Consider the following 11,852-nt stretch of genomic DNA (forward strand, 5'->3'; position numbering starts at 1 on the left):
TCTTTTTCCCGAGAGCTCGATATTCGTTACAAAGGCAGGTCTCCTGGCTTGCGTCTTGTTGTTTACCTTCCCAATCGCCGGGGCGAGCAGTGGTTTTGTAGTTACAACAAGCATTCTTTTCAGAACAAAGCTTACAGTTGCGGGTACAGCTCAAGATTTATTACTTGATTCCCTTTTAATGTGTTGAAATGAACACAACCTTAATTTCGTGCAAAGATAAAGTTAAAATTATTGAATTTTCAAATTTGTTTTAAGTTTTCGATGAAATTCTAAACAAAACACAATTTAGAGTTCTATTTTGATAACCTGACCAAAGTCTACTTTGTTATTAAAAGCATCCTTGAGAGGCAATGAAGTATGATGACATAAAACGCTTCTTATAACACCGGCATGTGCAACAATAATAATAGGATCTGATTTTTTTTTGGAAGTTTGATTGGATAAAAAATCACCAACTCTTTGATGTAATTCCACAAAAGATTCTCCCTTTGAAGCCTGAATGTTAACAAAATCCTCCATCCACGGATTGAGTTCTTCCGGCGGAATATCGTTCCAGTTTTTCATTTCCCAATCGCCAAAATTCATTTCCATTAATCGCTCTTCTTTTTCAAACGAAATGGTTTTGATATTCTTTTGAATGTACTCTGCGAGAATAACACAACGCTTTAAAGGACTTGAAAAAATAATAGCTTCTGAAGGTAAAAGTGAAAGGATGTTTTCAAAAACTAAATCAAAAGGTTCAGCCAGACCAACATCAGATTGTCCGTAACAAATTCCTTTTTCGCAAACAGTTTCGGTATGACGAACTAAATAAATTTCCATATCAAAAGAATGCTTAAATAATAAACAACTTCGCAAACCTGTTGCGTTGCACCAAGACAATCTCCTGTGTAACCATCAATCCATTTTTGGAAATAACGTGCCAAAAAATAACGCATTACAAAAACAGGAATCAGCGCCAAAAGAAATTTATATTGAAAGAAGGAGAAAACCAACAGCGGAATTAATCCGAAGAAAAAGGATCCTGAAATTTCTTTCCAGGTATGTTTTTTAGCTATCGGTTTACTTTTACTAGAAGCGTCATCTCGAGAATATTCATGTGTGAAAATGATTGAAATCGCTGCCAAACGACTTAAGGCATGAGCAGAAATAAACAAAAGAAAAATAAGAAGATAAGAGTTCTCACTTGTGAAAAGGGAAATCGATTCTGAAAGTAATTTGAATTTTAGCAAAAAAAGAACAACCAAACCAATTGCTCCATAAGCACCAATGGCGCTATCCTTCATAATCATCAAAATTTTTTCTTTTGTCCAGCCTCCGCCAAAACCATCACATACATCAGCAAATCCGTCTTCGTGAAAAGCTCCGGTTGTCAATATAGAGGCAATGAGGGCTAAAATTACAGCAGTTTCTGTTGATAGAAAAAGAGAAAAAAGATAGAATGCTAAAAAAGAAATACTCCCAACAATCCAACCGATAAATGGAAAATAACGGGTTGCTTTATTCAAATAATCAGGATCGTGATTAATGTTTTTTGGACAAGGGATTCTGGTATAAAACATTAAGCAGGTAAAGAAGATATGTAGTTCTTTTTTCATTTATGAAAATAGGGTTTATAAATTTAAGATTATGACTGAATACTGAAACTGAAAACTGCGACCGTATCACTTCCTACTAATCCCAGCACTTTCAAAACTGGCCATTTCATTCAAAAAAGCTTCAGCTGATTTTAAAATAGGGAAAGCAACAGCACAGCCCGTTCCTTCGCCCAGACGCAAATCTAAGTTTAAAATAGGTTTTGCATTTAAATAATTTAATAATTTTTGATGCGCTTTTTCGGCAGAGCAATGACAGAAAACGGCATTTTGATGAATATCAGGATTTATTTTTGAAGCAATTAAAAATGCAACGCTGCAAATAAAACCGTCTACTAAAATGAGCATTCTGTTTTCAAATGCTGTTAACATTCCACTTGCCATTTGTATAATTTCAAAACCACCAAAATAAGCCAATTGTTGGTTTAATTCGGCTTGACCGGAATAATTTTGAATAGCTTTTTTGAGTAAATTTTGTTTTTGAAGTAATTTTTCATTTTCAACACCAGTACCTTTTCCAACACATTCTTCAATAGAAAAACCAGTTAAAAGACTCATTAAAACAGATGCTGTAGAAGTATTTCCGATTCCCATTTCGCCAAAACCAATACAGTTAGAACCCGTTTTGGCAATAGCTGTAACAATAGATTTTCCTTTTTCGAAACACAATTGCAATTCGGTTTCGCTCATTGCCGGAATGTGAAGAAATGATTGCGTTCCTTTTGCGATTTTAGCGTGAATCAAATTAGCATTTGTTGGGAAATCATAATTAACACCGGCATCTACAATTGATAACTGGATGTTGTTTTGATTACAAAATACATTTATTGCAGCGCCGCCTTCCAGGAAATTACCAACCATTTGTCGCGTAACATCTTGCGGATAAGCACTCACACCATGATTTGCAATGCCATGATCAGCAGCAAAAACAACAATATTAGGATTTATTATTTTTGGACTTAAAGTTTCAAAAACTGTTGCCATCTGAAAAGCTAAAGTTTCCAGAGTACCCAAAGCACCAACAGGTTTGGTTTTAGAATCTATTTTATTTTGTAAAAGAGTACTAAAATCACTTTTTATTTCAGTCTTAACCTGAGGTTTTGATTCAGAATCTAAAACATGATTTTCATTAATATTTTTAATTTCTTTACAATCCGGAGTTGCCGATTTTTGTTTCCAATGCAATTGTTGCAACATGGGTTGATTATCGTAATTCGTTGCCGGTTTTCCAATACAGAAATATCCTAAAGGCTCAATATTTTCGGGTAGATCAAGAATCTTCTTAAACTGATAATAATCTAAAATCGAAACCCAACCCATTCCGTAACCTTGTTCCGTAAGCGAGAGCCAAATATTTTGCGCCGCACAAACCGAGCTGAATTTTACCGCCTCATTACTGCCAACTGTTCCAATAGTAAACTGATTGAGAACAGATCGGTCGTAAGCAATAATAAGTCCAATTGGAGCTTCTTCAATTGCCTCTAATTTTAGTGATTTATAATGTTCTTTTTGTTCCGGATTATCGGTGAGTTCCTCTGCTTTTTTATTGTAATCTAAAAATAGATTTTTTACTGCATATTTTACATCAGGAGATTTTATGATATAATACCTTGTTGCATCGGTCAGCCCAACAGAAGGCGCCCAATGTCCGGCCTGCAAAGCTTTTTCGATAACTTCGTCAGGAACTTCGTCGTTTGTAAAGTGTCGGGTATCACGGCGCGATTTTAAAATATCGTCTAAGTAGCTCATAATTTTTAATATCAATTACAAAGTTCAATATCAATTTCAAAAATCAATATTGAAGATTATGTAAAGGTAAAGTATAGCTTTGGAATTTGGAATTTCTTTTTATTATTGATTTTTGAAATTGCCATTGAAATTGAAATTGATATTGATTTTTGCCATTGTTAACCTTTAATCTTAACCGGAATCCCAGAAACCATCAAGACGACTTCATCAGCATTTGAGGCAATGAATTGATTCATCCAGCCTTGTAACTCCGTAAATTTTCTGCCAATATGAGTTTCGGCATGAACGCCCATTCCAATTTCGTTTGTTACAATTATCAAAGTAGCATTTTCCTGATTGGCGATCGATAGAAATTCTTTTTTTGCTTCTTCCAGACTTAGCTCAACATCATTTTTATGATCTATAAAAAAGTTCGTTAACCAAAGTGTTACGCAATCAATCAAAGCTACTTTTCCGGTAAAATCAATTTCGCTCAGGTATTTTTCCTTCTCAATATTCGTCCATCGTTCATCGCGTTCTTGCTGATGTCTGTCGATTCTGTTCTGAAAATCAGCATCCCATTTCCTGGCAGTTGCTACATACATTGGAGAATCTGTAAGTTGTAAAGCTAAGTTTTGAGCATAACTGCTTTTTCCTGATCGTTCGCCTCCGGTAATTAAGTAAATCATTATAATTATTAATTGTAAATTGTTAGTTGTGAATTGTTAGGGCGTTCCCTTCGGTCGGGCTATCCGCTTTATCTTTTATTTTTTTAAAGGAAAAAAATAAAAGGATATCGCTTCTATCCCTAACGCAAAAGACCAGATAATATTAATTATTAATTATCAATTGTTAGTTGTTAATTTTAAGTAGAGGTTGTTTGTGAATTTGATTTTTAGTCGTTTTGAGGATATTGGTTATTAATTTTAATATTGAAATTGCATCAGTATTAATGTTGTCAAATTCTTTTTTGTTTAGATAATCAGTTGCTTTTAATAGTTCCAGCCAATAAACTGATTCATTGGCCTCTTTTTGTGCAATTGCAAATTTATGAATAAAATCGTTTTTACTTTCAGCATGTTCTGCTTCTCGAACCATTGCTCCAATACTTGTTCCAGATCGCAAGAGTTGTTTTGAAAGTACAAATTCTTTTTTCTCAATAGAAAGATACTGATATAGTTTAACTATTCGAATAGCAAAATCAAAACTTTTATCTTTAATAATGTTATTTTTCATAATTAACAACTAACAATTTATAATTAACAATTTAGTAAGGGCAATGACGACAATCATTTCCACAGCAGCTTCCTCTTCTTAAATGAAACCATGCTTTAAAAACGTAATTTCCGTTTTCAATATAATAGTCAATTCCCTCGATTAGTTTTTCTTGTTTGGGTAAAGATATTGCTTTATTTTTTAGTGCTTTTTGGGGAGTCATTGTTTCTGTATACGCATCAATTTTATCCTCGCAAGCTTCTTTAAAACATCTTGGACAAAGGCAATCTCCTCCTTCTGAAAGATTAAAAATAGGAGGAAAGTCATTACACCAACACTTGTTGTCGGTTGATAGATCTCCACAACTAAAAGAAGATTCACAACTTGAGCAAACTTTTGTTTTTGCGGTATTCATAAGGGTAAAGTGGTATTATTTGGTTTTTGTAAGAATAAAGGTAAACAAAAAAAATAGAAATTGCGTTACCTTTGTCGCTATTGAAAACATTAATTTTGCAATTGTAACGATTCAAATTACATGCCATAATAAAGAAAAACAAAGCCAAATTCTTTTAAAAAACAATAGAACCTATATATGAGACATTTACTGCCTAAATTGATTTTTATTTTACCTTTTTTTCTTGTTGTTGGATGTAAAAAAAATGAAACAACGGAGATTACAAAACGCGAAATTGCAAAAAATAGTATTGAATATGCTTCCGGACTTTCTATCGTAAAGCACGAAGGTTACTCAGTTGTAACAGTTTCAGATCCATGGCCAAACGCCAATGCAAAATTCACTTATGTCTTAAAAGAGAAAGAAGCAAAAATTCCGGATAGTTTACAAAAATATAATACAATCAATGTTCCCTTAGAATCAATTGTGGTAACATCAACTACTAATATTCCGTTTCTTGAAATGTTGGAAGTTGAAAATAAATTGGTTGGTTTCCCGCATACAGATTACATTTCTTCAGAAAAAACCAGAGCATTAATCGATAAAGGTTCGGTTAAAGATGTAGGTCAGAACGAAAAATTAAATATCGAACAGTTAATAGAATTGTCACCGGATCTTATCGTGACTTTTGGCGTTGATAATAACAATCCAACATTGGAAAACTTGAAAAAAAGCGGACTAAATGTTTTCGTTCAGGCCGATTGGATGGAGCAATCTCCACTTGGAAAAGCAGAATGGATTAAACTTTACGGCGCATTGTTTGGAAAGGAAGATCAAGCCAAAGAATTATTTGATAAAATTGTTTTAAGTTACAAGCAGGCTAAGAAATTAGTGACCGATAAACCCGCAACATCAACCGTTTTGTATGGTTCTATGTATGAAGATATTTGGTATGTAGCCAAAGGAAATAGTTGGGTAGCTCAATTCATGAAAGATGCTCAGGCAAATTATTTATGGGCTGATTTAAAAGGAACGGGAAGTGAAGGTTTGTCTTTTGAAAAAGTACTTGTAAAAGCTAAAGCTGCAAATTTCTGGATAGCTTCAGGTTCTTTCAAATCTTTGGACGAATTTGGGAAAAGCAATCCGCATTATACCCAATTTGATGCTTTCAAGTCTAAAAACGTATATACTTTTGAAGGTAAATTTGGAGCAACAGGAGGAACAATTTATTATGAATTGGCACCAAGCCGTCCGGATTTAGTTCTAAAAGATTATATCAAGATTTTCCATCCTGATGTATTGCCAAGTTATGAGTTTACTTTTGCATCTAAATTAAACTAAGAGCAATTGGTAAATAAAAAGCGAAATATAATCCTCTTTTCCGTACTCGGTTTGGCACTTCTGTTTATGTTTTTTCTGGACATAAGTTTGGGGTCGGTTACGATTCCGTTCAGGGAAGTTTATACCAGTTTGACAGGAGGCGAGGCGAGTAAATCGACGTGGGAGTACATTATAATTAACTATCGCTTGCCAAAAGCGCTAACAGCCGTTTTGGTAGGAGTGGGATTGTCAATTAGTGGTTTGTTAATGCAGACTTTATTTAGAAATCCGCTTGCAGGGCCAGATGTTTTAGGATTAAGTTCCGGAGCAATTCTGGCAGTAGCTATTGTAATTTTGGGTGCGGGTTTGTTGCCAACATTTTTAAATTCAGTTTTATTATCTCCATACGGAATTGTGTTGGCTTCAACTTTAGGAAGTGTTTCGGTTTTAATGTTGGTATTATTGGTCGCGCAAAAATTAAGAAACACCATGGCGATTTTAATTGTAGGACTTATGTTTGCCAGTTTTACCAGTGCTATTGTTGGAGTTTTAACCTATTTTAGTTCGGCAGAACAATTGCAAAAATTCACCTTTTGGTCGTTAGGAAGTCTTGGGAATCTTTCCTGGACATCTATTTTGATTCTGGCAGTTTGTGTTGGTTTTGGTTTGCTTTTGAGTGCCAGTAGTATAAAACCTTTAAATGCATTGCTTTTAGGCGAAAATTACGCTAAAAGCATGGGCATGAATTATAAGAAAGCAAGACTTACAATCATTTTTGCAACGAGTATTCTGGCAGGAAGTATAACGGCTTTTGCGGGACCAATAGCCTTTATAGGTTTAGCAGTGCCACATATCGCAAAGCTGACTTTTCAAACCAGTAATCACGCCGTTTTATATTGGAGTACTTTTTTTTATGGCGGAATAATTATGTTGTTTTGTGATATGGCATCGCAAATGCCAGGATTAGAAACCACATTACCAATCAATGCAATCACTTCTATAATTGGTGCGCCGGTTGTGGTTTGGTTACTAATGCGGAAAAGAAATTTTCAGTAAAAACTTACAAATAAATCGTATCTTGGTTTTTTTAACACATAGAGGCATAGATTTAAAAGATCTACAAAAGGCGTTTCACTTTTCTAAACAAACATAGATGAGGAACCTTGATTCTATTTTAATTAAAAAATTAATGATTACGCAAAAATATTTAGATGAATTAAGTTACGAGTTAATCGGAGCTTGTATTGAAGTACACAAAGCAATTGGAAAAGGATTGTTAGAAAATATTTATCACCAATGTTTGAAGGAAGAACTTATATTTAGAAAGATCAATTTTGTTACGGAAATGAAAGTGCCTTTGTTATATAGAGACAAAGAGCTAAATACTGATTTGAGATGTGATTTATTCGTTGAGAATTGTTTGGTTGTAGAATTAAAGGCAGTTTCAGAAATAAATGGAATGCATGAGGCCCAACTTTTAACCTATATGAAACTCTTAAAAGCTCCAAAAGGAATAATAATTAACTTTAATTGTTTTAATATTTTTAAAGAAGGTCAAAAAACATTCGTAAACGAATATTATAAATTATTGCCAAAGTTTTAGCATTATGAGCTATGTGATAATTTACAAGTAAATTTTAAAATTACCTTTCTGCGAAAAGAAAATAACTATGTTTCTATGTGTTTAAAAATATGTTACAATGAGTAAGATCCTAAAAACTTCAAATTTAAGTATTGGCTATAAGTCCAAGAAAGAAACTGTGACTATTTCCCAGGATTTGAATTTGAATTTATCTTCAGGAAAACTCATTTCTTTAATTGGTGCAAACGGAATTGGGAAATCGACTTTACTAAGAACCATTACAGGAATCCAGCATCCATTAGCAGGAACTGTTTTTCTGAATGATAAAAACATACATACTTATAAGCCTTTAGATTTAGCACAAAATTTAAGTTTGGTTTTAACCGAAAAATTACCGCCAAGTAATCTATCTGTTTTTGAGTTGGTGGCACTGGGACGTCAACCTTACACCAATTGGATTGGTACTTTAACCCAAACGGATATTGAGAAAGTTCAGGAAGCTTTAGAATTGACTCAAATCGAACATTTAGCTCAAAAAAGACATTTCGAAATTAGTGACGGACAATTACAAAAAGTTTTAATTGCGAGAGCTTTGGCGCAAGATACGCCGCTAATTATTCTGGATGAACCCACAACACATCTTGATTTATTGCACAAAGTTTCTTTGTTTAAACTCCTCAAAAAGCTAACACAGGACACTCAAAAGTGTATTTTGTTCTCAACACATGATATTGATTTGGCGATTCAGTTAAGCGACGAAATGATTATTATGACACCGGATTTAGTAGTTCAGGACGAACCTTGTAATTTAATTTCAAAAGGAAGTTTCGCAACTTTATTCAAAGACGAACATATTATTTTTGATGCCGAAAAAGGGAAGTTTGTGATTACTTAATTTTTGCAATTTTGTAATTATTGATTTTTTGATTGATTAAAAAGAAGATTCCAACAAACAATAAGAAAACAGTAATTTTCATTAGTAATTCGAGAAGTAAGTTCGAAGGGTAAATGCTTAAATCATTATTCATTGTCCAGGAACTTGGTAAACAATCTCGATGAAAAGAAGTGAAAATTATTACTAATTTTTCTATTGAGAAAATAAATAAAATGCTAAAAAGTAATCTTAGTAAAATGTTTTTTCTAATGAATTTGAATCTTAAAAGCTGACTTATTAAAATCCAAAGTAAGGGTTGAAGCCAAAAGCTAAACCAATATTTTCCGAACATTTGATTTAGAAGTTGAGATTTTTCTTCGGCATTTAAAATGTTTAATTCTACAAATAATCCAACAGACCATATTATTAGATAAAGAATTCCAATAAATGAAATAAAACGATTTGATTCTTCCTCAACGTTTTTTATAAACTGATTTTTTGTGAAAATTGAAGTTATAAAGTATAAAATAGTAAGAAGTCCAAAGGCAGTAAAAAAATCTATTTGTATTACTTACTTGTAGCGTAAATATTATTCTTTCTGTCATTTTGAAACCGATTTGTTTTGAAGTTAAAATTAAGCAATATTATTTTCTCTCTTAAATCTATTTCTGTGAATAGTAAGCGTATGTTCTAAATCGCCAATTCCAACATTTAACGGTTCTATATCAATTTTCATTTTATTGTCTTCGCTAATAATGTAGTAAACAAAAAAATGTCTTCTTGATTTACGATGTCCTTCGGTGACAATTCTTTCATTTTCAATATTACTCCATGAAACTAAAGGTAAATCTCGATACTGAATTCCTTTTGAATTAATTCTAAATTGAACTTCATTAATTCTTTTTAATAATTTGAATTGCTCGTTACCTTGAAATACAATAAAAACTAATAAAAATAAGGATAAGAAGTAACCGTTTTTTATTTGTAAAGCACAGATAGCACCAATTGCGAAACCAATTAAAACACATATCCACAGAGAAATAAGACTTCTTGAATAGTATATTAAAGTTTCTTTAGAATAACTAAGGTTATTTGCGTCGATAATAGATCTCATTTTAAACCTTTAACCCAATTTGTCTTTTAGCTTCGCCAACTACAAAAGCAACAGAATTCGCAATATTAAAACTTCTGATTAATTTCGACATTGGAATCGTTAAGTGATTTTCAAAACGATCTAAAACATCCTGACTTAAACCAACACTTTCTTTCCCGAAAACGAGCCAATCTCCATCCTGAAAATCAGTTTCGAGATAAGACTTCTCTGCATGCGAACTCATCAAAAAAACACGTGATTGATCTGGAATCTGCTGAATCCATTCTTCTATATTTTGATATTCGGTTACGTCAAGATGCACCCAATAATCCAAACCCGAACGTTTCAGGTTTTTATCATTAATCACAAACCCGAAAGGATGAATTAAGTGTAATCTACTTTCTGTACCCACACATAATCGTCCAATATTTCCAGTATTATTAGGTATTTCAGGTTCTACAAGAACAACGTTTAGCATTATTTTTTGAGTTATGAGTTATAAGTTATGAGTTTCAAAAATTATCTAATTCTCAAATTGACACATTATCTAATTTAAAATCGGAAACTTCAAGAACTTCTCCGGCTTTTAAGTTCTGCAAATATACATTTCCTATACGAACACGAACTAATCTCAAAGTAGGAAAACCAACTGCTGCAGTCATTTTTCGAACCTGACGAAACTTTCCTTCGTTTACGGTTATGGAAGCCCAGGATGTTGGTCCGTGGCGTTCGTCCCGTATTTTTTTGGCTCTAGGACCAAAATCAGGAATTTCAGTTACGATAAAAGCGGTGCAAGGTTTGGTTTTATATTTTCCGCCATCAAAACCAATTTCGACACCATTTTGTAATTGTTCAATTGCTTCTGGTGTAATAACACCATCAACCTGAACATAATATTCTTTATCAACTTTTTTGCTTCTTATTTGTTCGCTTACTTTTCCGTCTGTAGTTAATAAAAGCAAACCTTCAGAATCTTCGTCCAAACGACCAATCGCCATTGTACCTTCGGGGAAATCATGTAATTCACCCAAAAGCTTTTTCTTTCTTTTTAGTTCGTATATAAATTGACTCAAATAACCGTAAGGTTTAAAAAGAATAAAATGTCGATGCATGCCGTATTTTTTTGACTGCAAAGATAGTTTTGTTTGAGAAAGTAAATAATTCCTGGCTGTATTTATTGCTGTTTTGAAGCTTTCATTTTCTTTAGCCATGAAAAAACAAACCAAATTACAGTTATACCAAATAAAAGGAGCAAGGGTATATAGTAATCTTTGAAAAAATCATGGAAATAGCTTCCGACGAAAATGTAGATTGATGCCATACATAGTTTTATTAGAATAAATTGGGCGTTTGACCAACTTGTTTTGATTTTGAAAAAGTTCATTATAAAGGATTTTAGAATTTTATTAAAATTACAATTTTGAAAAATATTCTGCAATATTTTTAAATTTAATAAATTGAAGTTTAGGGTTTTAATGTTTTTTAAAAACATGATGTAGAAACCTAAAGCTATGTTAAAGAGCTTATTTTTTAGGCTTAAAATTCGTAATATTATATAGTAATGAAAAAATAAAATGTTATGGAAAATAATAATTTAGGTTCCAAAAAGATAAACGGAACACAGAAAGATAGTGAAGAATTAAATGGAAAAAACGTTTCGCACGATAAAGTACCGGATACACCAAAACTCAAAAAAGAAGTTGTAACAGATGCCGGTGGAAATAAAGAAATTGTAGATCGAGCCAGAAACGAAAATGAAAATATTCAAGAAGTTTCAAACGAAATTGATTCCGATAATCCAAATGCAAATCGGGGTGTTTCGACTGATGAAGAAGCAAAAAAAACGGTGGAAAACAAAGACAGAAACTCTGATGTGAATCCAAATCGTTATCCAAATTCAAATCCCGATAATCACAAAGACAGAGGAAATATGAAATTGGATGATGAATGATTTTCTTTTAAATAATAAATTTTTATCTGATTTTCATCCTTTTTATTGCAAATAACATTTGATTGGCAAACTGCGTTAATGTTGTTTTAAAACTTGTTTT

General features: G+C 32.6%; 15 protein-coding genes and 1 riboswitch. Of the genes, 6 read left to right on the forward strand and 9 right to left on the reverse strand.

Going from position 1 to position 11,852, the window contains the following annotated elements:
- Positions 1-15: 15 nt before the first annotated feature.
- A riboswitch (cobalamin riboswitch) is annotated at positions 16-218 on the reverse strand.
- A gap of 67 nt (positions 219-285) precedes the next feature.
- The 6 genes from cobC to EAH81_RS27865 all read right to left on the reverse strand — a co-directional run bounded on the left by cobC (position 286) and on the right by EAH81_RS27865 (position 4,761).
- Positions 286-822 (reverse strand): alpha-ribazole phosphatase, encoded by a 537-nt coding sequence (gene cobC / locus EAH81_RS17890; RefSeq protein ID WP_140509643.1) that lies wholly within the window; start codon positions 820-822, stop codon positions 286-288.
- Positions 807-1,598, reverse strand: a complete 792-nt coding sequence (locus EAH81_RS17895) for an adenosylcobinamide-GDP ribazoletransferase (protein ID WP_140509646.1) — start codon at positions 1,596-1,598, stop codon at positions 807-809. The genes cobC and EAH81_RS17895 overlap by 16 nt, the downstream gene beginning before the upstream one ends.
- A 66-nt stretch (positions 1,599-1,664) precedes the next feature.
- Positions 1,665-3,344, reverse strand: coding sequence for a nicotinate-nucleotide--dimethylbenzimidazole phosphoribosyltransferase (gene cobT / locus EAH81_RS17900; RefSeq protein ID WP_140509648.1), 1,680 nt, complete (start codon positions 3,342-3,344; stop codon positions 1,665-1,667).
- Between the two features lie 158 nt (positions 3,345-3,502).
- Positions 3,503-4,012, reverse strand: coding sequence for a bifunctional adenosylcobinamide kinase/adenosylcobinamide-phosphate guanylyltransferase (gene cobU, locus EAH81_RS17905; protein ID WP_140509651.1), 510 nt, complete (start codon positions 4,010-4,012; stop codon positions 3,503-3,505).
- A 163-nt stretch (positions 4,013-4,175) separates the two neighbouring features.
- Positions 4,176-4,559, reverse strand: a complete 384-nt coding sequence (locus tag EAH81_RS17910; RefSeq protein ID WP_140509653.1) for a four helix bundle protein — start codon at positions 4,557-4,559, stop codon at positions 4,176-4,178.
- A gap of 31 nt (positions 4,560-4,590) precedes the next feature.
- A complete protein-coding gene (locus tag EAH81_RS27865) occupies positions 4,591-4,761 on the reverse strand; it encodes a DUF5522 domain-containing protein (protein ID WP_241676591.1) in 171 nt (56 codons plus the stop codon).
- Between EAH81_RS27865 and EAH81_RS27870 the strand changes: the two genes are divergently transcribed.
- From EAH81_RS27870 to EAH81_RS17935, 5 genes are all read left to right on the forward strand, one after another.
- On the forward strand, positions 4,715-5,134 hold the full coding sequence (locus tag EAH81_RS27870) for a hypothetical protein (protein ID WP_241676593.1): 420 nt from the start codon (positions 4,715-4,717) through the stop codon (positions 5,132-5,134). The two genes, EAH81_RS27865 and EAH81_RS27870, sit on opposite strands and share 47 nt — an antisense overlap.
- Entirely contained in the window at positions 5,131-6,273 is a 1,143-nt protein-coding gene (locus EAH81_RS17920) for an ABC transporter substrate-binding protein (protein ID WP_140509658.1), read from the forward strand. Before EAH81_RS27870 ends, EAH81_RS17920 begins: the two co-directional genes overlap by 4 nt.
- Before the next feature lie 66 nt (positions 6,274-6,339).
- Positions 6,340-7,308, forward strand: coding sequence for an iron ABC transporter permease (locus EAH81_RS17925; protein WP_140509660.1), 969 nt, complete (start codon positions 6,340-6,342; stop codon positions 7,306-7,308).
- A 133-nt stretch (positions 7,309-7,441) separates the two neighbouring features.
- Positions 7,442-7,855, forward strand: coding sequence for a GxxExxY protein (locus EAH81_RS17930; protein WP_140509791.1), 414 nt, complete (start codon positions 7,442-7,444; stop codon positions 7,853-7,855).
- Positions 7,856-7,952: 97 nt separating this feature from the next.
- Complete coding sequence (locus tag EAH81_RS17935; protein WP_140509663.1) at positions 7,953-8,729, forward strand: ABC transporter ATP-binding protein; 777 nt, start codon at positions 7,953-7,955, stop codon at positions 8,727-8,729.
- Between the two features lie 613 nt (positions 8,730-9,342).
- On the opposite strand, the gene EAH81_RS17940 is transcribed toward EAH81_RS17935, so the two are convergent.
- The 3 genes from EAH81_RS17940 to EAH81_RS17950 are packed head-to-tail and all read right to left on the reverse strand — an operon-like array spanning position 9,343 to position 10,913.
- Complete coding sequence (locus EAH81_RS17940; RefSeq protein ID WP_140509666.1) at positions 9,343-9,822, reverse strand: hypothetical protein; 480 nt, start codon at positions 9,820-9,822, stop codon at positions 9,343-9,345.
- Between the two features lies 1 nt (position 9,823).
- Complete coding sequence (locus tag EAH81_RS17945; RefSeq protein WP_140509668.1) at positions 9,824-10,279, reverse strand: tRNA (cytidine(34)-2'-O)-methyltransferase; 456 nt, start codon at positions 10,277-10,279, stop codon at positions 9,824-9,826.
- 52 nt (positions 10,280-10,331) lie between these two features.
- Entirely contained in the window at positions 10,332-10,913 is a 582-nt protein-coding gene (locus EAH81_RS17950; RefSeq protein WP_140509671.1) for a pseudouridine synthase, read from the reverse strand.
- 467 nt (positions 10,914-11,380) lie between these two features.
- On the opposite strand from EAH81_RS17950, the gene EAH81_RS17960 reads away from it, so the two are divergent.
- Entirely contained in the window at positions 11,381-11,752 is a 372-nt protein-coding gene (locus EAH81_RS17960; RefSeq protein ID WP_140509675.1) for a hypothetical protein, read from the forward strand.
- Positions 11,753-11,852: the final 100 nt, after the last annotated feature.

This window comes from Flavobacterium pectinovorum, from assembly GCF_006438875.1.
Taxonomy (GTDB): Bacteria; Bacteroidota; Bacteroidia; order Flavobacteriales; family Flavobacteriaceae; genus Flavobacterium; species Flavobacterium pectinovorum_A.

Bases quoted from the DNA above. Each gene is read 5' to 3' on its own strand.
- EAH81_RS17935 (WP_140509663.1), top strand. From the start codon at position 7,953: ATGAGTAAGATCCTAAAAACTTCAAATTTAAGTATTGGCTATAAGTCC.
- EAH81_RS17945 (WP_140509668.1), bottom strand. From the start codon at position 10,279: ATGCTAAACGTTGTTCTTGTAGAACCTGAAATACCTAATAATACTGGA.
- EAH81_RS17960 (WP_140509675.1), top strand. From the start codon at position 11,381: ATGGAAAATAATAATTTAGGTTCCAAAAAGATAAACGGAACACAGAAA.
- cobT (WP_140509648.1), bottom strand. From the start codon at position 3,344: ATGAGCTACTTAGACGATATTTTAAAATCGCGCCGTGATACCCGACAC.
- EAH81_RS17940 (WP_140509666.1), bottom strand. From the start codon at position 9,822: ATGAGATCTATTATCGACGCAAATAACCTTAGTTATTCTAAAGAAACT.
- EAH81_RS17925 (WP_140509660.1), top strand. From the start codon at position 6,340: ATGTTTTTTCTGGACATAAGTTTGGGGTCGGTTACGATTCCGTTCAGG.
- EAH81_RS17895 (WP_140509646.1), bottom strand. From the start codon at position 1,598: ATGAAAAAAGAACTACATATCTTCTTTACCTGCTTAATGTTTTATACC.
- EAH81_RS27865 (WP_241676591.1), bottom strand. From the start codon at position 4,761: ATGACTCCCCAAAAAGCACTAAAAAATAAAGCAATATCTTTACCCAAA.
- EAH81_RS17910 (WP_140509653.1), bottom strand. From the start codon at position 4,559: ATGAAAAATAACATTATTAAAGATAAAAGTTTTGATTTTGCTATTCGA.
- cobC (WP_140509643.1), bottom strand. From the start codon at position 822: ATGGAAATTTATTTAGTTCGTCATACCGAAACTGTTTGCGAAAAAGGA.
- EAH81_RS17930 (WP_140509791.1), top strand. From the start codon at position 7,442: ATGATTACGCAAAAATATTTAGATGAATTAAGTTACGAGTTAATCGGA.
- EAH81_RS17920 (WP_140509658.1), top strand. From the start codon at position 5,131: ATGAGACATTTACTGCCTAAATTGATTTTTATTTTACCTTTTTTTCTT.
- EAH81_RS17950 (WP_140509671.1), bottom strand. From the start codon at position 10,913: ATGCATCGACATTTTATTCTTTTTAAACCTTACGGTTATTTGAGTCAA.
- cobU (WP_140509651.1), bottom strand. From the start codon at position 4,012: ATGATTTACTTAATTACCGGAGGCGAACGATCAGGAAAAAGCAGTTAT.